General features: G+C 70.7%; 24 protein-coding genes. 19 read left to right on the forward strand and 5 right to left on the reverse strand.

Translation table 11 applies throughout. The annotated features are described in order from the left end of the window. Nucleotides 1-19 precede the first annotated feature (19 nt). Nucleotides 20-1156 (forward strand): ferrochelatase, encoded by a 1137-nt coding sequence (locus ACZ67T_RS00380; RefSeq protein ID WP_469980624.1) that lies wholly within the window; start codon nt 20-22, stop codon nt 1154-1156. Nucleotides 1157-1166: 10 nt separating this feature from the next. Continuing rightward, complete coding sequence (locus ACZ67T_RS00385) at nt 1167-1964, forward strand: inositol monophosphatase family protein (protein WP_469980626.1); 798 nt, start codon at nt 1167-1169, stop codon at nt 1962-1964. A gap of 84 nt (nt 1965-2048) precedes the next feature. On the opposite strand, the gene ACZ67T_RS00390 is transcribed toward ACZ67T_RS00385, so the two are convergent. Further along, on the reverse strand, nt 2049-2222 hold the full coding sequence (locus ACZ67T_RS00390; protein WP_329569519.1) for a hypothetical protein: 174 nt from the start codon (nt 2220-2222) through the stop codon (nt 2049-2051). Between the two features lie 322 nt (nt 2223-2544). Between ACZ67T_RS00390 and ACZ67T_RS00395 the strand changes: the two genes are divergently transcribed. The 4 genes from ACZ67T_RS00395 to ACZ67T_RS00410 all read left to right on the forward strand — a co-directional run bounded on the left by ACZ67T_RS00395 (nt 2545) and on the right by ACZ67T_RS00410 (nt 6186). After that, nucleotides 2545-3198 (forward strand): response regulator transcription factor, encoded by a 654-nt coding sequence (locus ACZ67T_RS00395; RefSeq protein ID WP_100591163.1) that lies wholly within the window; start codon nt 2545-2547, stop codon nt 3196-3198. A 6-nt stretch (nt 3199-3204) separates the two neighbouring features. Further along, on the forward strand, nt 3205-4449 hold the full coding sequence (locus ACZ67T_RS00400; protein WP_469980628.1) for a sensor histidine kinase: 1245 nt from the start codon (nt 3205-3207) through the stop codon (nt 4447-4449). A gap of 461 nt (nt 4450-4910) precedes the next feature. Then, nucleotides 4911-5207 carry a DUF4193 domain-containing protein gene (locus ACZ67T_RS00405; protein ID WP_030357326.1) on the forward strand — a complete coding sequence of 99 codons (297 nt, stop codon included), beginning with the start codon at nt 4911-4913 and terminating at the stop codon, nt 5205-5207. Between the two features lie 13 nt (nt 5208-5220). Beyond that, nucleotides 5221-6186: a hypothetical protein gene (locus ACZ67T_RS00410; RefSeq protein WP_469980629.1), complete on the forward strand. Its 966-nt coding sequence runs from the start codon at nt 5221-5223 to the stop codon at nt 6184-6186. A gap of 6 nt (nt 6187-6192) precedes the next feature. On the opposite strand, the gene ACZ67T_RS00415 is transcribed toward ACZ67T_RS00410, so the two are convergent. After that, on the reverse strand, nt 6193-6639 hold the full coding sequence (locus tag ACZ67T_RS00415; RefSeq protein ID WP_469980631.1) for a DUF3093 domain-containing protein: 447 nt from the start codon (nt 6637-6639) through the stop codon (nt 6193-6195). Nucleotides 6640-6697: 58 nt separating this feature from the next. Here ACZ67T_RS00415 and ACZ67T_RS00420 point away from each other — a divergent pair, with 58 nt between their 5' ends. The 10 genes from ACZ67T_RS00420 (at nt 6698) to ACZ67T_RS00465 (ending at nt 16307) form a co-directional block, all read left to right on the forward strand. Next, nucleotides 6698-7282, forward strand: coding sequence for a PaaI family thioesterase (locus ACZ67T_RS00420; protein WP_469980633.1), 585 nt, complete (start codon nt 6698-6700; stop codon nt 7280-7282). Further along, complete coding sequence (gene dut / locus ACZ67T_RS00425; protein ID WP_100591168.1) at nt 7279-7806, forward strand: dUTP diphosphatase; 528 nt, start codon at nt 7279-7281, stop codon at nt 7804-7806. The genes ACZ67T_RS00420 and dut overlap by 4 nt, the downstream gene beginning before the upstream one ends. 1 nt (nt 7807) lies before the next feature. After that, nucleotides 7808-8575 carry a DUF3710 domain-containing protein gene (locus ACZ67T_RS00430; protein ID WP_469980635.1) on the forward strand — a complete coding sequence of 256 codons (768 nt, stop codon included), beginning with the start codon at nt 7808-7810 and terminating at the stop codon, nt 8573-8575. Nucleotides 8576-9145: 570 nt separating this feature from the next. Further along, the gene (locus ACZ67T_RS00435) at nt 9146-9565 is read left to right on the forward strand and encodes a hypothetical protein (RefSeq protein ID WP_469980637.1); all 420 of its coding nucleotides are present in this window, start codon (nt 9146-9148) and stop codon (nt 9563-9565) included. A 117-nt stretch (nt 9566-9682) separates the two neighbouring features. Continuing rightward, nucleotides 9683-10909, forward strand: coding sequence for an alginate lyase family protein (locus ACZ67T_RS00440; protein ID WP_469980639.1), 1227 nt, complete (start codon nt 9683-9685; stop codon nt 10907-10909). A gap of 72 nt (nt 10910-10981) precedes the next feature. Continuing rightward, complete coding sequence (locus tag ACZ67T_RS00445; protein WP_469980640.1) at nt 10982-11725, forward strand: ABC transporter ATP-binding protein; 744 nt, start codon at nt 10982-10984, stop codon at nt 11723-11725. A 138-nt stretch (nt 11726-11863) separates the two neighbouring features. After that, on the forward strand, nt 11864-14419 hold the full coding sequence (locus tag ACZ67T_RS00450; RefSeq protein WP_469980641.1) for an ATP-binding protein: 2556 nt from the start codon (nt 11864-11866) through the stop codon (nt 14417-14419). Next, nucleotides 14416-15099, forward strand: coding sequence for a response regulator (locus tag ACZ67T_RS00455; RefSeq protein WP_100591173.1), 684 nt, complete (start codon nt 14416-14418; stop codon nt 15097-15099). Before ACZ67T_RS00450 ends, ACZ67T_RS00455 begins: the two co-directional genes overlap by 4 nt. A gap of 41 nt (nt 15100-15140) precedes the next feature. Next, nucleotides 15141-15551, forward strand: coding sequence for an OB-fold nucleic acid binding domain-containing protein (locus ACZ67T_RS00460; RefSeq protein WP_469980643.1), 411 nt, complete (start codon nt 15141-15143; stop codon nt 15549-15551). Nucleotides 15552-15554: 3 nt separating this feature from the next. Continuing rightward, a complete protein-coding gene (locus ACZ67T_RS00465; protein ID WP_469980645.1) occupies nt 15555-16307 on the forward strand; it encodes a DUF3159 domain-containing protein in 753 nt (250 codons plus the stop codon). Between the two features lie 121 nt (nt 16308-16428). Here the strand turns inward: ACZ67T_RS00465 and ACZ67T_RS00470 are convergent, their stop codons facing one another. The 3 genes from ACZ67T_RS00470 to ACZ67T_RS00480 form a co-directional block, all read right to left on the reverse strand. Continuing rightward, nucleotides 16429-17106 carry a potassium channel family protein gene (locus tag ACZ67T_RS00470; protein ID WP_100591176.1) on the reverse strand — a complete coding sequence of 226 codons (678 nt, stop codon included), beginning with the start codon at nt 17104-17106 and terminating at the stop codon, nt 16429-16431. Then, a complete protein-coding gene (locus ACZ67T_RS00475; protein WP_100591177.1) occupies nt 17106-17777 on the reverse strand; it encodes a potassium channel family protein in 672 nt (223 codons plus the stop codon). The genes ACZ67T_RS00470 and ACZ67T_RS00475 overlap by 1 nt, the downstream gene beginning before the upstream one ends. Before the next feature lie 169 nt (nt 17778-17946). After that, on the reverse strand, nt 17947-18753 hold the full coding sequence (locus ACZ67T_RS00480) for an acyltransferase family protein (protein WP_469980647.1): 807 nt from the start codon (nt 18751-18753) through the stop codon (nt 17947-17949). Between ACZ67T_RS00480 and ACZ67T_RS00485 the strand changes: the two genes are divergently transcribed. The 3 genes from ACZ67T_RS00485 (at nt 18635) to ACZ67T_RS00495 (ending at nt 21942) form a co-directional block, all read left to right on the forward strand. Further along, nucleotides 18635-19009: an ArsR/SmtB family transcription factor gene (locus ACZ67T_RS00485; RefSeq protein WP_469980649.1), complete on the forward strand. Its 375-nt coding sequence runs from the start codon at nt 18635-18637 to the stop codon at nt 19007-19009. The two genes, ACZ67T_RS00480 and ACZ67T_RS00485, sit on opposite strands and share 119 nt — an antisense overlap. Before the next feature lie 332 nt (nt 19010-19341). Further along, nucleotides 19342-19740 (forward strand): lytic transglycosylase domain-containing protein, encoded by a 399-nt coding sequence (locus ACZ67T_RS00490; RefSeq protein WP_469980651.1) that lies wholly within the window; start codon nt 19342-19344, stop codon nt 19738-19740. Nucleotides 19741-19893: 153 nt separating this feature from the next. Further along, nucleotides 19894-21942, forward strand: a complete 2049-nt coding sequence (locus ACZ67T_RS00495) for an APC family permease (RefSeq protein ID WP_469980653.1) — start codon at nt 19894-19896, stop codon at nt 21940-21942. The last annotated feature ends 30 nt before the right edge of the window (nt 21943-21972 follow it).

Genomic DNA, 21972 nt, shown 5'->3' on the forward strand with positions numbered 1-21972 from the left:
GGATGGCAGGATCAAAGACATGTCCGATGCGCTCGATCCCACGCCCTTCGACGGCTACGACGCCCTGCTGCTGCTCTCGTTCGGAGGCCCCGAAGGCCCGGACGACGTGGTCCCGTTCCTGGAGAACGTGACGCGCGGCCGGGGAATCCCCAAGGAGCGGCTCAAGGAGGTGGGGCAGCACTACTTCCTGTTCGGCGGGGTCAGCCCCATCAACGAGCAGAACCGCGCCCTCCTGGACGCGCTCCGCAAGGACTTCGCGGACCACGGCCTCGACCTGCCCGTCTACTGGGGCAACCGGAACTGGGCGCCGTATCTGACGGACACCCTCCGCGAGATGGTCACCGACGGCCACGAGCGCATCCTCGTCCTCGCGACCAGCGCGTACGCGTCGTATTCGGGCTGCCGCCAGTACCGCGAGAACCTCGCGGACTCGCTCGCGGCCCTCGAAGCGGAGGGGCTCGAGGTGCCCCGCGTCGACAAGCTGCGGCACTATTTCAACCACCCCGGCTTCGTGCGTCCCATGATCGACGGTGTCCTGAAGTCGCTCGCCGACCTCCCCGACGACGTACGGGACGGCGCCCACATCGCGTTCACGACGCACTCCATCCCGACCGCGGCGGCCGACGTCTCCGGGCCCGTCGGTGACCACGGCGACGGCGGCGCCTACGTGCGGGAGCACCTGGACGTCGCGCGCGTGATCGCCGGCGCGGTCCGCGAGGAGACCGGCATCGAGCACCCCTGGCAGCTCGTCTACCAGTCGCGTTCCGGCGCCCCCCACATCCCGTGGCTGGAGCCCGACATCTGCGACCACCTCGAGGAGCGGCACGGCGCCGGCGTGCCGGCCGTCGTGATGGTGCCCATCGGCTTCGTCTCCGACCACATGGAAGTCCTCTACGACCTCGACACCGAGGCCACGGCCAAGGCCGCCGAGCTCGGCCTCCCGGTGCGCCGCTCCGCCACGGTCGGCGCGGACCCCCGCTTCGCCGCCGCGGTCCGCGACCTCGTCCTCGAACGGTCCGCCGCCGAGAGCGGCCGGGCCGTCACGCCCTGCGCCCTGGGCGCTCTCGGCGCGAGCCACAACCTCTGCCCGGTGGGCTGCTGCCCCTCCCGTGCCCCCAAGCCCGCGGCCGCGGGCGCCGACAGCCCGTACGCGTAAGGACCCCGACGTGACAGACCTGAAGGCCGAACTCCTCGAGGTCGCCCTGGAGGCCGCCGCCCGTGCCGGGACCTTCCTGCGCGACGGACGCCCGGCCGACCTCGGCGTCGCCGCCACCAAGACCAGCGCCGTGGACGTCGTCACGGAGATGGACATCGCCTCCGAGAAGCTGATCACGGGCTTCCTCGCCGAGCGCCGGCCGGACGACGGCGTCCTGGGCGAGGAGGGCGCCAGCACCGAGGGCAGCAGCGGGATCACCTGGGTGATCGACCCCATCGACGGAACGGTCAACTACCTGTACGGGCGCCCCGAATGGTCGGTGTCCATCGCCGCGCGCCAGGGCGACGAGACCCTCGTCGGGGTCGTCGCCGCGCCCCTGCGCGCAGAGACCTACCGCGCGGTCCTCGGCCAGGGCGCGTACGTGAACGACCGCCCGGCGCACGCGCGCGTGGCGCCCCCCTTCGAGCAGGCGCTGGTCGGCACGGGATTCGGCTACCTCGCCGCCCGCCGGGCCCACCAGGCCGATGTCGTCCGGGAGTTGGTGCCTCACGTGCGCGACATCCGGCGTGGCGGTTCGGCCGCCATCGACCTCTGCGACGTCGCCGTCGGACGCCTCGACGCGTACTACGAGCGCGGTTTGAACCCCTGGGACCTCGCGGCCGGCGACCTCATCGCGCGGGAGGCGGGCGCGCTCACCGGTGGCCGTCCGGGCGAAGTGCCGTCCGGCGAACTGACGATCGCGGCGCCGCCCGGGCTCTTCGAGCAGCTCCAGAACCGCCTCGAGGAGCTCGGGGCCTGGCACGACTGAAGGGCGTCCCCAGCCCGCTGAGCACGGAGAAGGGCCCCGGCGCCTGCCTGGATCGACCAGGCGCCGGGGCCCTTCCGTGCTGCGTCAGACGTGCGAGACGCCGAGCTCCACGCCGTGTTCGGCGGCGAGCCGATGCAGGTCGTCCAGCTCGTCCTGCTCGATCTCGACGAGGAATTCGTCGCCCGTCTCGCGAGCCCGGCTCAGGTCGGACTCGGTCGCCTTGATGCGCTGCAGAAGCCCTGCGGTGAATGCGTCCATGGTTGCGCCCCCTCGTCCTGGGTCGTGGGTCGGTGGCACGGGGGTGTGCCCTCGGAAGGGGCGATCACGTCTCACACCGCCCTGCGGAAAGCGGGTCGTGGCACGCCACATACAAAGCGTGATCGCGGGTGTAAATCCGTCCTCCCCGCGCTCACTTCCGCAGAAACCTCGGCCGGCGAGAAAATCCGCATTCCCGGGGCGGCCCACCGCCTTACAGCCGGTTTATGGCCGAAAGGGGCAGGATGGAGGCCACACTCCACGACCCGGACCTGCTCCCAGGTGCTCAGAACCTGCCCGCAGGTCACACAGGAAGGACAGCGACGTGCGCGTACTCGTCGTCGAGGACGAGCAGCTGCTCGCCGATGCGGTGGCCACCGGACTGCGCCGGGAGGCCATGGCCGTCGACGTCGTGTACGACGGCGCGGCCGCCCTCGAGCGCATCGGCGTGAACGACTACGACGTGGTCGTCCTCGACCGGGACCTCCCGCTCGTGCACGGCGACGACGTCTGCCGCAAGATCGTCGAACTCGGCATGCCGACCCGCGTCCTGATGCTGACCGCCTCCGGCGACGTCAGCGACCGCGTCGAGGGCCTCGAGATCGGTGCCGACGACTATCTGCCCAAGCCGTTCGCGTTCAGCGAGCTGACGGCCCGTGTGCGGGCGCTCGGACGCCGTACGAGCGTGCCGCTGCCGCCCGTCCTCGAGCGCGCGGGCATCAAGCTCGACCCGAACCGCCGCGAGGTCCTGCGCGACGGCAAGGAGATCCAGCTCGCGCCCAAGGAGTTCGCCGTCCTCGAGGTGCTGCTGCGCAGCGAGGGCGCCGTCGTCTCGGCCGAGCAGCTCCTGGAGAAGGCCTGGGACGAGAACACGGACCCCTTCACGAACGTCGTACGGGTCACCGTCATGACCCTGCGCCGCAAACTCGGAGAGCCCGCCGTCATCGTGACCGTGCCCGGCTCCGGATACCGGATCTGATCCCCTGTGGCCTCGTCACCCGCGCCGCCGGCCGCGCCTCCGAAACCCACGTGGGACCCCAGAAAAGCCGAGCCGCCCTACCCGTGGCTGCGCCCCACCATCCGTATACGCCTCACCCTGCTGTACGGCGGCATGTTCCTGATCGCCGGCATCCTGCTGCTGTCGATCATCTATCTGCTCGCCGCGCAGGCCCTGAACGTCGGCAGTGACCTGCCGTTCACCGTCACGAACGGCTCGGTGAGCAGCGGGACCTGCCGCAACTTCTCGGGCCTGCCCGACCACCCCACGACGGCCCAGCTCAACTCCGCGCTGAACGAGTGCGTCAACGAGATGCGTCAGCACGCACTCGACAATCTCCTCAGCCGCTCGCTCCTCGCCCTGCTCGGCCTCGCCGTGATCGCGTTCGCCTTCGGGTACGCGATGGCGGGCCGTGTCCTGTCCCCGCTGGGCCGCATCACGCGCACCGCGCGCCGGGTGGCCGGCACGGACCTGTCGCGGCGCATCGAGCTGGACGGCCCGGACGACGAGCTGAAAGAGCTGTCCGACACCTTCGACGACATGCTCGACCGCCTGGAGAGAGCCTTCACCGCGCAGCAGCGCTTCGTCGGCAACGCGTCGCACGAGCTGCGCACGCCGCTCGCGATCAACCGCACACTGCTCGAGGTCCACCTCTCCGACCCCGGAGCGCCGGTGGAGCTCCAGCAGCTCGGCAAGACGCTCCTGGCGACGAACGAGCGCAGCGAGCAGCTCGTCGAGGGCCTGCTCCTGCTCGCCCGCAGCGACAACCAGATCGTGGAGCGCAAGCCGGTCGACCTCGCCGAGGTCGCCTCGCAGGCCATCGACCAGACCCGCTCGGAGGCCGACGCGAAGGGCGTCGAGATCCGCGGCGAGCGCAAGGAGGCCGTCGTCCAGGGCAATGGCGTGCTCCTGGAGCGCATCGCCCTGAACCTCGTCCAGAACGCCGTCCGGTACAACGTCCCGGAGGGCGGCTGGGTCGAGGTCACCACCGAGGCCCAGCACGGCCAGGCGGTCCTCGTGGTGTCCAACACGGGGCCCGTGGTGCCCGCGTACGAGATCGACAACCTCTTCGAGCCGTTCCGGCGGCTGCGCACCGAGCGCACCGGGAGCGACAAGGGAGTGGGGCTCGGTCTGTCGATCGCCCGCTCGGTGGCGCGCGCTCATGGGGGCCGTATCATCGCGGAGCCGCGGGAAGGGGGTGGGCTCGTCATGCGGGTCACCCTGCCGATCTGAGGCCTCCGAGACGCGAGTCACCCGCCGATTCGAGCCTTCCGAGATGCGGGTCGTCGACCGATCTGAGATGCTTCCGCCGACGTGCCGGGCGAGTTCGCTTTTAGCGGAATTTTCGGGACCTGATCCCGGGGAGACCGTGTGTGATCGATCACAAGGGCGAATTTCCGGCCATCTACTCTCCGTGATCGTGAAAGCCCCCGTAAAGCCGGGAAAATCCGGGTTTTCAGGGGTCCGGATCACGGGAAGTACACGGGGTGGCGCCCGTGAAGTGCGACCTTCGGACCGTGTACGGTCCCGATCGCCATCCAACCCGATCGCTCGCGAGGGATCCGGTTGGGTGTCGATTGAGTAACAGACCTTGATGTGAGGCAAAATCTCCGCCTCAGGTCGGGCACAAAGTCCGGCCTCCCGCGCGTTGTGCGCTGGAGACACCGCATACACCCAGAGGGGGAGAGCGACACATGGCAACGGATTACGACACCCCACGCAAGACCGACGATGACGTCAACGAGGACAGCATCGAGGAGCTCAAGGCTCGACGGAACGACAAGTCGACCTCGTCGGTCGACGTCGACGAGTTCGAGGCCGCCGAAGGCCTGGAGCTCCCCGGCGCCGACCTCTCGAACGAGGAGCTGGCCGTCCGGGTCCTGCCCAAGCAGCAGGACGAGTTCACCTGCATGAGCTGCTTCCTGGTGCACCACAGGAGCCAGCTGGCCCGGGAGAAGAACGGCCAGCCGATCTGCCGCGACTGCGACTGAGGCAGGGTCGGCCGTGACTGGCTCGACCCCGCCCTGGAAGCGCCGCTCCCGGAAGGATCGGGAAGCGGACGGTGGCCCGTCCGGCGACGGCGTGCGTGACGACGAGCGAGGCTCTTCCCCCACAGGAGCAGCCTCGCTCGAGGACGCGGACGATCAAGAAGTGACGGGCGACCTCGCGGCGGCGGGATACGGCGATCTGCCCGTCCTGCCCGCCGGGGGTGACCAGGCGTCCATCAGTGGCCGTGCACAGGTCACCAGACGCCGTGTGGCCGCCGTCAGGGACGGCGTCCGCAAGAGCGGCACCGCCGCCAAAGCAGGAATCGGCTACCTCGCCGACCGGATCATCGAGAACGCGCCGCGTGTGCCGGTGCGCGATCTGGCGACCCTGCGCAGACAGTTCCCCGGCCTGAGCGCCGAACAGCTCGCGGACAAGCTCGTCGCGGGCGCGGCCAACGCCACCTCCACCGTGGGTGCGGGGATCGGCGCCGCCGCGATGATGCCCGTACCGCCCGCGATGCCCGCGGAGCTTGCGGCCGAGATCACCGGCGTCGCCGCCATCGAGATGAAGCTCGTCGCCGAGCTGCACGAGGTCTACGGCGTGCGTCCGCCCGGCGGCCTCAAGGACCGCAGTGCCGCCTATCTGGGCTCGTGGACCGAGGAGCGCGGCATCCAGGTGACGAAGCCCGCGACGATCAACGCGGCGCTCGGCGGCCAGATGAAGCGCGAGCTGCGCCAGCAGATCATGAAGCGCATGGTGCGCAACCTGCCGAACCTGATGCCGTTCATGGTCGGCGCCGCGGTCGGCGCGGTCATGAACCGCCGCGACACCAAGAAGCTCGCGCAGCGGATCCGCAAGGACCTGCGCAAGATCCAGGTCCCCTGGGACGCCCTGCCGGAGCTGCCGCCCCTGGAGCGCCCCAGCGACCCGCACCCGCTGATCCCGGGTGACGCGTCCGGGCCCAAGGAGCTCGGAAGCTGACCGGCGCTACTTGCCGAGCGCCTTGGCCAGTCCCTTCGGGTCCCGCGTCGACAGGTACAGGTACGGAGTCGGGTCCTGCGGGTCGGTGACGTCCACGCGCAGGGCCGTCGGCACATAGCTGCGCAGCAGCATGAAGGCGCGCGGGTCGGCCTTGTACGTGCGCCAGGCGCGCGCCCCCTCGGCGTCCAGGATCTCCGCGTCACCCAGCGCCGACAGCGGGATCTTCGCGTCCCCGGCGACCAGCGAGTCGGCCACGACACGGATGCGCACGGAGCCGTACGAACTCGTCACCACCGCTGCCGCGGCCGTCCCGCCCACGAGCCCTCCGAGCAGCGGCAGCGTGCCGAACGGCAGCAGGATCAGGGCGCAGGCGACGCCGAGCAGGAGTGAGACGAGCCACCACGAGCGGGGGGCGGTGAGGCGTTCTTCGAACGGTGCGGTGGAGAGCTCCATGCAGCCAAGCTTGGCACGGTGCGCTTTCTCCCAGGACGCGCGGGTAAGGTCTGCGCCTGTGAGTGGTACTTCTGCAGCTCTGACGCCCCCCGCCGACGCCATAGCGCCCGTGCGGCACCCCGATGCCCCCGCACCCGGCGAGCTCCTCGGCGCGCACTACGGACACTGTTTCGGCTGCGGCGGCGAACAGCCGCACGGGCTGCACCTGGCGGCGCGCGCGCAGGACGGCGTCCGCGTCACCGCCGAGTTCACGGTGCGCCCCGCCCACCAGGGCGCGCCCGGCCTCGCGCACGGCGGAGTCCTGGCCACCGCCCTCGACGAGACGCTCGGCTCGCTGAACTGGCTGCTGCGTGTCATCGCGGTGACCGGCCGGCTCGAGACGGACTTCGTGCGGCCCGTGCCCGTGGACACCGTGCTGTACCTGGACGCCGAGGTCACCGCCGTCGCCGGCCGCAAGATCTACTCGACCGCCACCGGCCGGATCGGCGGCCCCGACGGGCCCGTCGCGGTCCGCGCCGAGGCCCTCTTCATCGAGGTGAAGGTCGACCACTTCATCGACAACGGACGCCCGGAGGAGATCCAGGCGGCCATGAGCGACCCGGACCAGGTCCGGCGCACCCGTGCCTTCGAGGTGAACCCGTGACCCGAGCCCCTCTCGACGTGCTGATCAGGCGCGTCGACCCCGACGTACCCCTGCCGTCGTACGAACACCCGGGTGACGCGGGCGCGGATCTGCGGACCACCGAGGCGTGCGAGCTCGCGCCGGGCGAGCGGGCCGTACTCCCCACGGGGGTGTCGATCGCGCTGCCCGAGGGGTACGCCGCCTTCGTGCACCCGAGATCCGGCCTCGCGGCCCGTTGCGGTGTCGCCCTGGTGAATGCCCCAGGGACGGTGGATGCCGGGTACCGTGGAGAGATCAAGGTGATCGTGGTGAATCTCGACCCGCGCGACAGCGTGCGGTTCGAGCGCTTCGACCGGATTGCCCAACTGGTCGTCCAGCAGGTCGAGAAGGTGCGCTTCCAGGAGGTGGCGGAGCTTCCCGACTCGGCGCGGGCCGAGGGGGGCTTCGGGTCCACCGGTGGTCATGCCGCCGTGGGGCCGGGCCCGGGTGGGCATCAGGGTGGGAATCGATACGCATCGGTCGTATCCGACCGGGAAGGACAGTGACGTGTTCGGACGTCGCAAGAAGAACGGCGCCGCCGATGACGCGGCGGGCGAGGCCGAGCAGGTCGTCGACGGCGTAGCCGGCGACAGCGACGCGGACGAGAGCGAGCCGCAGCGCGTGCGGCTCGAGCCCGAGCCGCGTCCCGACGGCCCCTGGGACGCCTCCGAGGTCCGTGAGCCCGGCGAGGGCCGCGTGGACCTGGGCGGGCTCTTCGTACCCGGAGTCGAGGGCATGGAGCTGCGGGTCGAGGTCGCGGGCGACGCGATCGTCGCGGCCACCGTCGTCCTTCAGGACAGCGCCGTGCAGCTCCAGGGCTTCGCCGCCCCCAAGAAGGAGGGCATCTGGGGCGAGGTCCGTGAGGAGATCGCCTCGGGCATCACTCAGCAGGGTGGCGTGATCGACGAGGTCGAGGGTCCGCTCGGCTGGGAGCTGCGGGCCCAGGTGCCGGTGCAGCTGCCGGACGGCACGGGCGGCTTCCAGGTCGTCCGGTTCGTGGGCGTCGACGGCCCCCGCTGGTTCCTGCGCGGAGTGATCTCCGGGCAGGGCGCGGTGCAGCCGCAGGCCGCCGGGCTTCTCGAGCAGATCTTCCGGGACACCGTCGTGGTCCGCGGTGAGGGCCCGATGGCCCCGCGCGACCCGATCGTCCTGAAGCTGCCGGACGACGCGCAGATGGTCGCCGAGGGCGTGCAGCAGGAGCCGCAGGAAGGCTCCCGGTTCGCGGGCGGCATGGGGCAGCTGGCGCGCGGCCCCGAGATCACCGAGGTGCGCTGAGCCGCACCTGTACGGCCGTCGATGGGCCGCGCACTCCATGGGAGTGCGCGGCCCATCGACGTTGCGCGGCCGGGCGGTTGAAGGGTGTCCAGCCCATTGCGAGGCCTTCGCGCAACCCCCTGATGTGCCGCGCGCACGGGGAGACCGGTCGGTGGACGTACGGCGGGTTGCTGCCGTGGTGCGGGGGAGCGGGCGCCAACGGCTGGTTCCGTGCGCCGCCGGGCTCGTGGTCCTGCTCGCGGCCACGGTGCTCGCCCCGCTCACCGAGAAGGCTGTCGAGGGCGGGATGCGGCTTCGGGCCCGGACCTGCCTACCGCCGAGCGCGCCGGAGTCGCCGGGCACGACCTGCTCGCGATGGGCCGCAGGGAGCGCCTCGACCACCGCCGCCGCGCCGTCGGCTTCGTGTGGCAGTAGACCCGGCGCACCCTCCTGCCGCACCTCACGGCTCTGGAGGACGTCGCCCGGCTGATGAGATACGCGCGCGTGCCCCGCGACAGGTGGACCGCGCGGGGCGGCGACCTGCTCGACGTGCTGGGCATCGCGCACTGACGCGACCGGTGCCTCGTCGTCGTGTCCGGGGGCGAGCGTCGGCGCGTCGCGGTCGCGGTGGACACGGCGAACGCGCCGCGTGTCCTGCCGGCCGACGAGCCGACCGCTGGGCTCGGCACGGCGAGCGAGGAGGACGTGTTCACGGCCCAGCGCCGCGCCAACGAGGAGCTGGGGGTGACCGCTCTCGTCGTCACCCGCTATCCGCTCGTGTCCGGCCAGGTGCGCCGCACGGTCCGCATCCGCGACGGCCGCGCGTCGACGGAGGCGCTGCGCGAACGCGAGGGTGAGGGGGAGGAGTTCACGGTTCTGGACCGGACGGGCCGGCTCCCGCTGCCGCGCGACCACGTGGAGCGGTACGGGCTCCGTGGTCGGGTTCGGCTCACGGGTGAGGCCGGCCACGTGGGCGTATGGCCGGATCCCGACGACCGGACCGACAGCTGAGCTGCGGCTCTTTCTTCACCTCTTGACGGAGGGCTGGTCCGTACCTAGGGTCTCCGGCCAACACCCGTGTTCATAAAGGTACTTCACGTTCATATAGAAGAACGGATGGCCCCCCACATGCCGAACACACCGGCCCCCGCTCGCCACCGGCGCAGACGACGCACCGCCCTCCTCGCCACCCTCGCGACGACCACCACCGCACTCGTCGCCACCCTCCTCGCCTGGCCCGGCGCCGACCGCGCCGACGCCGCGCCCGCCACCTTCGCCCACCCCGGCGTCACCGTCTCCAAGGGGCAGCTGGACTTCGCCCGCGACAAGGTCAACGCGGGCGCCCAGCCCTGGAAGGGCGCGTACGACCAGATGCTGGCGAGCAAGTACGCCTCCCTCACGCGCACCGCCAAGCCCCGCGCCACCGTCGAGTGCGGCTCGTACTCCAACCCCAACTACGGCTGCACCGACGAGCGCGAGGACGCGATAGCCGCGTACACCGACGCGCTGGCCTGGTACATCACGCGCGACGACCGCTACGCGAAGAAGGCCATCGAGCTGATGGACGCCTGGTCGGCCACCATCAAGGAGCACACCAACAGCAACGCGCCCCTCCAGACCGGCTGGGCCGGCTCCTCCTGGCCCAAGGCCGCCGAGATCATCAAGTACACGTACACCGGCGGCTGGGCGAACGAGGGCCGATTCGCGGCGATGCTGCGCGACGTCTACCTCCCCAAGGTCATCAACGGATCGAACTCCAACGGCAACTGGGAGCTGTCGATGATGGAGGCCGCCGTCGGCATCTCCGTCTTCCTGGAGGACAGGACGTCGTACGACAAGGCCATGGCCAAGTTCCGTACGCGCACGGCCGCCTACGTCTACCTCGCCTCCGACGGCGACCTGCCGAAGACCGTGCCGAGCCAGAACCTCGACACCAAGGCCAAGATCGTCAGCTACTGGCAGGGGCAGTCCACCTTCGTCACCGGCCTCACCCAGGAGACCTGCCGCGACTTCGTGCACACCGGATACGGCATCTCCGCCATCTCCCACATCGCCGAGACCAGCCGTATCCAGGGCCAGGACCTGTACGGCACCGACGTCGGGCAGCGCCTCCAGCAGGCCCTCGGCTTCCAGGCCAAGTACGAGCTGGGCGAGGCGCCGCCGAGCTGGCTGTGCGGCGGGTCCGTCACGCGCGGGCTCGGCCCCGTCACCGAGGTCGGCTACAACGCGATGCACACCCGCCTCGGCAACGCCATGACGAACACCCAGAAGCTCACCGAGCAGAACCGCCCGGCGGGCTCCAACAACCTGTTCGTCGCCTGGGAGACCCTGACCCACGCCGAGAACCCCAACTGATCCCGGCCATTGCCCGGCCGGGCGCCGCGTGACCATACTGGCGCCCGGCCGGACAACGTACGGGGAGCGCACATGAGCGAGAGCACGGAAGCGGGGGCGGCCGTCCTCGACAGGGACGGCGCCGGCCCCATGGTCGTCATCGAGGACCTGCACCGCTCCTACGGCACCGGGGCCGCGGCCGTGCACGCCCTGCGCGGTGTCTCCTTCGAGGTGCCGCGCGGTGAACTCGTCGCTCTCAAGGGCCGCTCGGGATCCGGCAAGACGACCCTGCTGAACCTCGTCGGAGGGCTCGACGAACCCGACGGCGGCCGTATCACCGTCGACGGACAGGACCTCTCCGGGCTCGGCGAGAACGGGCTCCTGGAACTGCGCAGGGACCGCATCGGCTTCATCTTCCAGTCCTTCGGACTGATCCCGATCCTGTCCGCCGCCGAGAACGTCGGGGTGCCGATGCGGCTGCGCAAGGCCGACCCGCGCGAACGCGAGGAGCGTGTCGAGCTGCTCCTCGCCCTCGTGGGCCTCGCCGGCCACGCCAAGCAGCGTCCCGGCGAGCTGTCCGGCGGTCAGCAGCAGCGCGTCGCCATCGCCCGCGCGCTGGCCAACCGGCCCGCACTCCTCATCGCCGACGAGCCCACGGGCCAGCTCGACGCCGAGACCGGCCTCGCGGTCATGGAGCTGCTGCGCGCCGTCGTCCGCAGCGAACACGTCACGGCGCTCGTCGCCACCCACGACGCGGCGCTGCTCGACCTCGCCGACCGGGTGCTCGAACTGCGCGACGGAGAGATCACGGAGATCACGGCGCCCGGCGGGCGCTGACCGCAACCCCGCGGGCGCGGCGCGCATCAGAGTTGCGTCAAAGACGCACGTCCGCGACCCGCTCGCCCCATTTGCCGCAATTGGTGGCCGTAGGGTCGACGCTGCGTACAACACGTGAAGCGGGAAGACAATGGGGCCATGGGACGCGGCAAGCTTCGGATCTACCTCGGTGCGGCACCGGGCGTCGGCAAGACCTACGCGATGCTCTCCGAGGGCCACCGGCGTATCGAGCGGGGCACGGACTGCGCCGTCGGCTTCGTCGAGCACCACGGCAGGCCCCGTACGGAGGTGATGCTCCACGGCCTCGAACAGATCTCCCGCAAGGAGCTCACCCACCGCGGTGCGGTCTTCACCGAGATGGACGTCGACGCCGTACTGGCCCGCCGCCCCGACGTCGCCCTGGTGGACGAACTCGCCCACACGAACGTGCCCGGTTCGCGCAACGCCAAGCGCTGGCAGGACGTCGAGGAACTCCTCGCGGCCGGCATCGACGTCGTGTCCACCGTCAACATCCAGCACCTGGAGTCACTCGGCGACGTAGTCGAGTCGATCACCGGCGTGCGCCAGCGCGAGACCGTCCCCGACGAGGTCGTGCGCCGCGCCGACCAGATCGAACTGGTCGACATGTCGCCGGAAGCGCTGCGGCGCCGCATGGCCCACGGCAACATCTACAAGCCCGACCGCATCGACGCGTCCCTCTCCAACTACTTCCGCCCCGGCAACCTCACCGCCCTGCGCGAACTGGCCCTCCTGTGGGTGGCCGACCGCGTCGACGAGTACCTCCAGCAGTACCGCGGCGAACACAACATCCGCTCCACCTGGCAGGCCCGCGAGCGCATCGTCGTCGGTCTGACCGGCGGACCCGAGGGCCGCACCCTGGTCAGGCGCGCGGCGCGGATGGCCGCCAAGGGCTCGGGCAGCGAGATCCTCGCCGTCTACATCGCCCGCAGCGACGGCCTCACCGCCGCGTCCCCCAAGGAACTGGCGCTCCAGCGCACCCTCGTCGAGGACCTGGGCGGCACCTTCCACCACGTCATAGGCGACGACATACCGGCCGCGCTCCTCGAGTTCGCGCGCGGTGTCAACGCGACCCAGATCGTCCTCGGCTCCTCGCGCCGCAAGACATGGCAGTACATCTTCGGTCCCGGCGTCGGCATGACCGTCGCCCGGGAGTCGGGCCCCGACCTCGACGTGCACATCGTCACGCACGGGGAAGTGGCCAAGGGCCGCGGCCTGCCCGTCGCACGCGGCGCCCGCCTCGGCCGCTCCCGGATCATCTGGGGCTGGCTCGTCGGCGTCGGCGGGCCCGTCCTGCTGGCCCTCGCGCTCACCCATGTCGCCACCGATCTCGGCCTCGCCAACGACATGCTCCTCTTCCTGTCCGTGACAGTGGCCGCCGCGCTCGTCGGCGGCCTCCTGCCCGCCCTGGCCTCGGCCGCCGTCGGCTCGCTCCTCCTGAACTACTACTTCACGCCACCCCTGCACCTGTTCACCGTCGCCGACCCCAAGAACATCGTCGCCATCGTGATCTTCGTAGGGGTCGCCGTGTCGGTCGCCTCCGTCGTCGACCTGGCGGCAAGACGCACCCACCAGGCCGCCAGGCTCCGGGCCGAGTCCGAGATCCTCTCCTTCCTCGCCGGCAGCGTCCTGCGCGGCGAGAACAGCCTCGACGCGCTGCTCGACCGGGTCCGCGAGACCTTCGCCATGGACTCCGTGGCCCTCCTCGAGCGCGCGAACGACGTGGAGCCGTGGACCTGCGCCGCCAGCGTCGGCCCGCACCCTCAGGAACGGCCCGAGGACGCGGACGTCGACATGCCGGTCGGCGACCACATGGCGCTCGCCCTGTCCGGCCGCGTGCTGCCCGCCGAGGACCGCCGCGTCCTCGCGGCCTTCGCGGCTCAGGCCGCCGTCGTCCTCGACCGTCAGCGCCTGCAGTCCGAGGCGGACCAGGCCCGCACCCTCGCCGAGGGCAACCGCATCCGCACCGCCCTGCTCGCCGCCGTCAGCCACGACCTGCGGACCCCGCTCGCCGGCATCAAGGCCTCCGTCTCCTCGCTGCGCTCCGACGACGTCGCCTGGTCCGAGGAGGACCAGGCGGAACTCCTCGCCGGCATCGAGGAGGGCGCCGACCGCCTCGACCATCTCGTCGGCAACCTCCTCGACATGTCCCGCCTCCAGACCGGCACCGTCACCCCGCTGATACGCGAGATCGATCTCGATGAGGTGGTCCCGATGGCGCTGGTGGGCGTGCCCGACGGCAGCGTCGACCTCGACATTCCGGAGAGCCTGCCCATGGTGACCGTGGACAAGGGACTCCTGGAGCGCGCCGTCGCCAATATCGTTGAGAACGCCGTCAAGTACAGCCCCGAGGACGAGACGGTCCTCGTCGCCGCCAGCACGCTCGGCGACCGCGTGGAGGTCCGCGTCGTGGACCGCGGGCCGGGCGTCCCCGACACCGCGAAGGACCGGATCTTCGCCCCGTTCCAGCGCTACGGTGACGCACCGCGCGGCGCCGGAGTGGGCCTCGGCCTCGCCGTCGCGCGCGGCTTCGTCGAGGCGATGAACGGCACGCTCACGGCGGAGGACACCCCCGGCGGAGGCCTGACCATGGTCCTCACGCTCACCGCCGCGCCGGGCCACCGGCCGGCCGGCACCACCAGCTCAGCCATTGCTCAGAGAGGCAGGTACGCATGACCCGGGTGCTCGTGGTCGACGACGAGCCGCAGATCGTGCGCGCCCTCGTCATCAACCTGAAGGCGCGCAAGTACGAGGTGGAGGCCGCGGCCGACGGCGCGGGCGCGCTCCAGCTCGCCGCCGCGTTCCACCCCGACGTGGTCGTGCTCGACCTGGGCCTGCCCGACATGGACGGCGTCGAGGTGATCAGGGGCCTGCGCGGCTGGACCCGCGTACCGATCCTGGTGCTCTCCGCCCGGCACTCCTCCGACGAGAAGGTCGAGGCGCTCGACGCGGGCGCCGACGACTACGTCACCAAGCCGTTCGGCATGGACGAGCTCCTGGCCCGGCTGCGCGCCGCGGTCCGCCGGGCCGAGCCCACCGGCGGCGGCGAGGACGAGGGCATCGTCGAGACCGACGACTTCACCGTCGACCTGGCCGCGAAGAAGGTCAACCGCGACGGCCGCGACGTGCGCCTGACCCCCACCGAGTGGCACCTCCTGGAGGTCCTGGTCCGCAACACGGGCCGCCTCGTCAGCCAGAAGCAGCTCCTCCAGGAGGTCTGGGGCCCCTCCTACGGCACCGAGACGAACTATCTGCGCGTCTACATGGCCCAGCTCCGCCGCAAACTGGAGTCCGACCCCTCCCACCCGCGGCACTTCATCACCGAGCCGGGCATGGGGTATCGCTTCGAGCGCTGACCCGCTCATCCGTTGTCCCCGGCCCCCGGTACGCTTGATTTATGAGTGCTGTCCCTCGTTCCGATACGCCGTCCGAGAAGCCGGCAGGCCGCTTCCGGCGCATGCTCGACCGGCTGTCCTCCTCCCAGGAGGACCTGGAGTCGGAGGAGCTGCGCGAGGACTCGCAGACCACAGGCTGTACCCGTATCGGGGACTGCCTGGACCGGCAGATAGTCACCGTTACTGGTACCTTGCGCACGGTCACCCTCCGACCACGCGCCGGAGTCCCGGCCCTGGAGGCGGAGCTGTTCGACGGCTCCGCGGCTCTGGACGTCGTGTGGCTCGGCCGCCGGTCCATCGTCGGCATCGAACCGGGCCGCAAGCTGATCGCTTCCGGACGGGTCTCGATGAGTCGGGGCCGTAGGGTGCTCTTCAACCCGAAGTACGAACTCAGACCGCTCGGACGGGAGTAGCCGGTGACGTCCCTCGACAAGCCGACCTCGGATCAGGACTCCGACTCGAAGGCGGTGACCGAGGCCGCCCTCTTCGAGGCCTTCGGCGGCGTGCGGGGCATGGTGGAGACCGTCGTGCCCGGTCTCCTCTTCGTGACCATCTTCACGATCAACAAGGACCTGCACATGTCGGCCATCGCGGCCCTCGCGGTGTCCCTGATCCTGGTCGTGGTCCGCCTGGTCATGAAGGACACCGTCAAGCACGCCTTCAGCGGCGTCTTCGGCGTGGCCTTCGGCGTCGTCTTCGCGATGATGACGGGCAACGCCAAGGACTTCTACCTGCCCGGCATGCTCTACACGCTGGGCCTGGCCCTCGCCTACATCGTGACCACGCTGTGCGGGGTGCCGCTGATCGGCCTGATCCTCGGGCCGGTCTTCAAGGAGAACCTCTCCTGGCGCACGCGCAACCCCGGCCGCAAGAAGGCCTACGCGAAGGCCAGTTGGGCCTGGGGGCTGATCCTGCTCGCCAAGTGCGCGATCCTCTTCCCGATGTACTGGTGGGCCGACACCACGAAGTTCGGCTGGGTCCTGATCGCCCTGAAGATCCCGCCGTTCCTGCTCGCGGTGTGGCTGACCTGGGTCTTCCTGGCGAAGGCGCCCGCGCCCATCGACGTGTTCGCGGAGATGGAGGCGGCGGAGAAGGCCGAGAAGGCCGAGAAGGAAGCGAAGGCTGCCCGCAACGAGTCGGGACCTGCGCGTCATCGCCGTGAGGTCTGAGCGGCGTCGGTGGCTGCGGGTGAGTGAGGGCTTGTCGCGCAGTTCCCCGCTCCCCTAGAAGCGACAAGAGGGGCCCCGGAGTTTCGACTCCGGGGCCCCTCTTCGTAGCTACGGAAAACCGTCAGCCCGCGACGTCCTCGCGGCGCACCGACAGCAGGTCCTCGAGCTGTTCCTCGCGGGCCTGGGCCGCCACGAACAGCAGCTCGTCGCCCGCCTCCAGGGAGTCGTCCTGGGACGGGGCCAGAACGCGGGTCCCGCGGATGATCGTCACCAGGGACGTGTCCTCGGGCCACTGGACGTCGCCCACGCGCGTGCCGGCGAGGGCCGACTCGGGCGGCAGCGTCAGCTCCACCAGGTTCGCGTCGCCGTGGCTGAAGCGCAGCAGGCGGACGAGATCGCCCACGCTCACCGCCTCCTCGACGAGTGCGGACATCAGGCGCGGCGTGGAGACCGCGACATCGACGCCCCACGACTCGTTGAAGAGCCACTCGTTCTTCGGGTTGTTCACACGGGCGACGACGCGCGGGACCCCGTACTCGGTCTTCGCGAGCAGCGAGACGACGAGGTTGACCTTGTCGTCGCCGGTGGCCGCGATGACCACGTTGCAGCGCTGGAGCGCCGCCTCGTCCAGGGACGTGATCTCGCAGGCGTCGGCGAGCAGCCACTCCGCCTGCGGGACGCGCTCGACCGAGATGGCCGTCGGCGCCTTGTCGATGAGAAGGACCTCGTGCCCGTTCTCCAGGAGCTCACCGGCGATGGAACGGCCCACCGCGCCCGCTCCGGCAATGGCGACCCTCATCAGTGACCGCCCTCCTCTTCGGGACCCTCGGCGAACGCCGCTTCGACCTTCTCGACGTCGTCGGTGCGCATCATCACGTGCACCAGATCGCCTTCCTGCAGGACGGTCTGCGACGTGGGCAGGATCGCCTCGCCGAGCCGGGTGACGAACGCGACCCGGACGCCGGTCTCCTCCTGGAGCCGGCTGATCTTGTGGCCCACCCACGCCACCGAGGCGTGTACCTCGGCGAGCTGGACGCCGCCGGTGGGGTCGCGCCACAGCGGCTCGGCGCCGGACGGCAGGAGCCTGCGCAGCATCTGGTCCGCGGTCCACCGCACGGTCGCGACGGTCGGGATGCCGAGGCGCTGGTAGACCTCGGCGCGACGCGGGTCGTAGATGCGGGCCGCGACGTTCTCGATGCCGAACATCTCGCGGGCCACGCGGGCGGCGATGATGTTCGAGTTGTCACCGCTGGAGACCGCGGCGAACGCGCCGGCCTCCTCGATCCCCGCCTCGCGCAGGGTGTCCTGGTCGAAGCCGACCCCGGTGACGCGGCGGCCGCCGAAGCCGGAACCCAGGCGGCGGAAGGCCGTGGGGTCCTGGTCGATGACCGCGACCGTGTGCCCCTGTTGCTCAAGGGTCTGGGCCAGGGCCGAACCCACCCGGCCGCACCCCATGATGACGATGTGCACCGGCCGCTACCCCGCACTCCTGGTCGCCCCGATGACCTGCGAAAACATCTCGCTCACTCTTCTCTCTCAGTCTGCCGGGCAACTAGAGGCAATCGCGTGCCGCGTTGCCAGGAGACGAGCTTAAGCCGCATGGCCTCCGTTGCCTGCATCCGCGTAGCCGGAAGCTTGGTCAGCTTCGCCGCGCGCTGCCCCTGCCCGCGATCCCGGCCGCGTCCCGCCTGAACGCCCACTTCATCTCCGGCTCCATCGCGAAGCGGAACAGGCGCTGCACGGGCGGGGTGCACAGGCTGGTGATGAGGGCGGCTGCTGCCAGCGTGACGGTGATCTCGCCGAGCGGGGTGTGCAGCCACCGCAGGTCGTACCAGTCCCAGAAGCGGGAGCCCTTGGCGACGAAGCCGTGCAGGAGATAGCCGTACAGGGTGCCTGCGCCGAGTGCGGTGAACCACGTCCTGCGGCGCGGGACCCAGGCGAAGAAGCACGCGACGAGGACGACGGAGCAGCCGAACATCGCGAGCGTCATGACGGCGCCCGACCAGCCGGGGGCGCCGAGTTCCTGCGCGCTGTCGCGTCGGTAGAACCACGCCGACGTCATCCGCGGAGCGGCCCTGTAGGCCAGCACCAGGGCCGCCGCGAAGATCGGCACGGACAGGATCCGCACCTCACGCCGGCGCACCAGCTGGAAGTGCTCGGGCTTCAGGACCAGGCCGACCACGAAGAGGCGAGCCGCACCGCAACCACCCCTCCTCTTCCGCGTAAACCCGGGCCACAGCGGCGTTACGGGCGTCACAGTGCCCCACCTAGACTGGGGTCCTCCTCGGCCCGGTGAGCCGAAGCGGATGTGGAAGAGGACGACGACGGTGGTGACGCGCGTACGCGACTTCGATGACCGGCCCGCCTTCGACGACCCGCCCGCCGAGGTCATCGCGGAGGCGGCCGGCGCGTTCGGACTGCTCGCGTCCTCGGCCCGGCTGCACATCGTGTGGGCCCTCGCGCAGGGTGAGAGTGATGTCACAGGCCTCGCCGAACGCGTCGGCGGCGCGCTGCCGGCCGTGAGCCAGCACCTCACCAAACTGAAGCTCGCCGGGCTCGTCCGGTCCCGGCGCGAGGGCCGCCGCCAGGTCTACTTCGTGGACGACCCGGACATCGTCGCCGTGGTGCGGCTGCTGATCGGCCGCCTCGCCGAACGCGCCGACCGGACCCCGGCCCGCCGGCTCCGCGGGGCCGGGGCCTAGGCCGCGCGATGGCCGAACAGGGCGGGCAGGCCAGGCGCAGGCCCTGGCTCTGGGGTGCGGTGCTGCTCGTTCTGGTCGTGGCTTGGGCGTGCGGACGGTCGGGGGATGCGGGGAGTGCGGGGCATACGGGGGCAGGCAGGACCGGTGGGGCCAGGGGGACCACGGGAACCAGCGGGAAGCCGGATGCGTCCGCCCAACCCTCGCGCACGTCCACTCCGAGCCACACCCCGAAGCCCAGCCTCAGCAGCCCCACCACCCCCTCAGGCACCTCAGGCAAGTACGACCCGGCGGCCTACGCCCCGCAGGTCCGCTCCCGCGCCGCCGAGGCCGGCGTGAGCCCGCAACTCCTCATGGCGATCCTCTACAACGAGGCGTACAAGCCGCACGACCCGGCCCTGGAGCGCGCCTGGCAGCGCTACAAGCCGGGCGCCGCCTTCGGGATCGCCAACATGCACCGCGCCGCGTTCGACGAGACCAAGCGGGGCCGGGCCTTCGCGGGGCGCCGGTGGGAGGAGCTGCCCGACGACCGGGACCTCGCCGTGCGCGCGGCTGCCTGGTACCTCCACGACCTGGCGCGGCAACTGCCGGCACACCCCTCGGGCCCGTACGACAAGGACGAGCTGCTCGCCCTCGGCTACAACACGGGCGCGGGCAACATGCAGGCCTTCGCGCGCGGTGCGAAGCCCGGGAGCCAGGCCGCCGACTATCTGGCCCGGCTGCGTTCGAACTGAGACAAAGCGGGGCGATCCATCTCCCGTACCGGCGGCGACTGAGGCCGTGAGCCCCCGCCAGGACTGCCCGGTCAGGCGCCCGGTGTGTGGTTCCGGTGCACTTGGGGGGTGGTGGGTGGGCGGCCCCCCGTTCGAACGCTTACGATCCTCTGCGTGTCCAAACTGACCGACGTGCCCAAACGGATCTTGATCGGGCGCGCTCTGCGCAGCGACCGGCTCGGAGAAACGCTCCTGCCGAAGCGCATCGCCCTCCCCGTTTTCGCCTCCGACCCGCTGTCCTCCGTGGCCTATGCGCCGGGAGAGGTGCTGCTGGTCCTGTCCATCGCGGGCGTGTCGGCGTACCACTTCAGCCCCTGGATCGCGGTCGCGGTCGTGGTGCTGATGTTCACGGTGGTCGCCTCCTACCGCCAGAACGTCCACGCGTACCCGAGCGGTGGCGGTGACTACGAGGTCGCGACCACGAACCTCGGCCCCAAGGCCGGCCTCACCGTGGCGAGTGCCCTCCTCGTCGACTACGTCCTCACCGTCGCCGTGTCGATCGCCTCCGGCATCGAGAACCTCGGCTCGGCGATCCCGTTCGTCGTCGAGCACAAGGTCCTGTGCGCGGTCCTGGTCATCGTGCTGCTCACGCTGATGAACCTGCGCGGCGTGAAGGAGTCCGGGAAGCTCTTCGCCATCCCGACCTACGTCTTCGTGGTCGGCGTCTTCATCATGATCGCGTGGGGCGCGTTCCGCGGGCTCGTCCTCGACGACACCATGAAGGCGCCCACCGCCGACTTCCACATCAAGGCCGAGCACCAGGGCCTCGCGGGCTTCGCCCTCGTCTTCCTGCTGCTGCGCGCGTTCTCCTCCGGCTGTGCCGCGCTCACCGGCGTCGAGGCGATCAGCAACGGCGTACCGGCGTTCCGCAAGCCGAAGTCGAAGAACGCGGCGACCACGCTCGCGGCGATGGGCCTGCTGGCCGTCACCATGTTCTGCGGCATCATCGCCCTGGCCATGTCGACCAAGGTCCGCATGGCCGAGAACCCGGCGACCGACCTGATCCACAACGGCGTCGCGGTCGGCGAGAGCTACGTCCAGAACCCGGTGATCTCCCAGGTCGCCGAGGCCGTCTTCGGCAAGGGCAGCTTCCTCTTCATCATCCTGGCCGCGGCCACCGCGCTGGTCCTCTTCCTCGCGGCCAACACCGCGTACAACGGCTTCCCGCTCCTCGGCTCGATCCTCGCCCAGGACCGCTACCTGCCGCGCCAGCTGCACACCCGCGGTGACCGCCTCGCGTTCTCGAACGGCATCGTGCTCCTCGCCGGCGCCGCGGCGCTCCTCGTCGTGATCTACGGCGCCGACTCGACGCGCCTCATCCAGCTGTACATCGTCGGCGTGTTCGTCTCGTTCACGCTGAGCCAGACCGGCATGGTCCGGCACTGGAACCGCCACCTGCGCACCGAGAAGGACCAGGCCAAGCGCCGCCACATGGTCCGCTCGCGTGCCATCAACACCTTCGGCGCGTTCTTCACCGGCCTCGTCCTCGTCGTGGTCCTCGTCACGAAGTTCACGCACGGCGCCTGGGTCGCCCTCCTCGGCATGTGCATCTTCTACGCGACGATGACCGCGATCCGTAAGCACTACGACCGCGTGGCCGAGGAGATCCAGGCCCCCGAGACGCCGACCGACGACAGCGTCCGGCCGTCCCGCGTCCACTCGATCGTCCTCGTCTCCAAGATCCACCGGCCGACGCTGCGCGCCCTCGCCTACGCCAAGCTCATGCGCAGCGACACGCTCGAGGCGCTCAGCGTGAACGTCGACCCGGCCGAGACGAAGGCCCTGCGCGCGGAGTGGGAGCGGCGCGGCATCGACGTACCGCTCAAGGTCCTCGACTCGCCCTACCGCGAGATCACCCGGCCGATCATCGAGTACGTCAAGGGCCTGCGCCGCGAGTCGCCGCGCGACGCGGTCAGCGTGATCATCCCCGAGTACGTGGTCGGCCACTGGTACGAGCACCTGCTCCACAACCAGTCCGCCCTGCGCCTCAAGGGCCGCCTCCTGTTCACCCCCGGCATCATGGTCACCTCGGTGCCCTACCAGCTGGAGTCCTCCGAGGCCGCCAAGCAGCGGGCCCGCAGGCGTCAGGACTGGAACGCGCCGGGCGCCGTGCGCCGCGGCCCCGTCGAGAAGCGCCCGAAGGAGCCCTCGAACAAGGGCTGACCCCCTCGGCTGTCGTGTGGCGAGCGGCCG

Source organism: Streptomyces sp. NPDC107517, assembly GCF_055582645.1.

Coding starts and splice junctions, on each gene's coding strand:
- ACZ67T_RS00480 (WP_469980647.1), bottom strand. CDS start 18,753: ATGTGCAGCCGGGCCGAGGACGCGAGCAGTCCGAACGCGCCGGCCGCC.
- ACZ67T_RS00460 (WP_469980643.1), top strand. CDS start 15,141: ATGAGTGCTGTCCCTCGTTCCGATACGCCGTCCGAGAAGCCGGCAGGC.
- ACZ67T_RS00450 (WP_469980641.1), top strand. CDS start 11,864: ATGGGACGCGGCAAGCTTCGGATCTACCTCGGTGCGGCACCGGGCGTC.
- ACZ67T_RS00380 (WP_469980624.1), top strand. CDS start 20: ATGTCCGATGCGCTCGATCCCACGCCCTTCGACGGCTACGACGCCCTG.
- ACZ67T_RS00455 (WP_100591173.1), top strand. CDS start 14,416: ATGACCCGGGTGCTCGTGGTCGACGACGAGCCGCAGATCGTGCGCGCC.
- ACZ67T_RS00445 (WP_469980640.1), top strand. CDS start 10,982: ATGAGCGAGAGCACGGAAGCGGGGGCGGCCGTCCTCGACAGGGACGGC.
- ACZ67T_RS00405 (WP_030357326.1), top strand. CDS start 4,911: ATGGCAACGGATTACGACACCCCACGCAAGACCGACGATGACGTCAAC.
- ACZ67T_RS00470 (WP_100591176.1), bottom strand. CDS start 17,106: ATGAGGGTCGCCATTGCCGGAGCGGGCGCGGTGGGCCGTTCCATCGCC.
- ACZ67T_RS00440 (WP_469980639.1), top strand. CDS start 9,683: ATGCCGAACACACCGGCCCCCGCTCGCCACCGGCGCAGACGACGCACC.
- ACZ67T_RS00415 (WP_469980631.1), bottom strand. CDS start 6,639: ATGGAGCTCTCCACCGCACCGTTCGAAGAACGCCTCACCGCCCCCCGC.
- ACZ67T_RS00390 (WP_329569519.1), bottom strand. CDS start 2,222: ATGGACGCATTCACCGCAGGGCTTCTGCAGCGCATCAAGGCGACCGAG.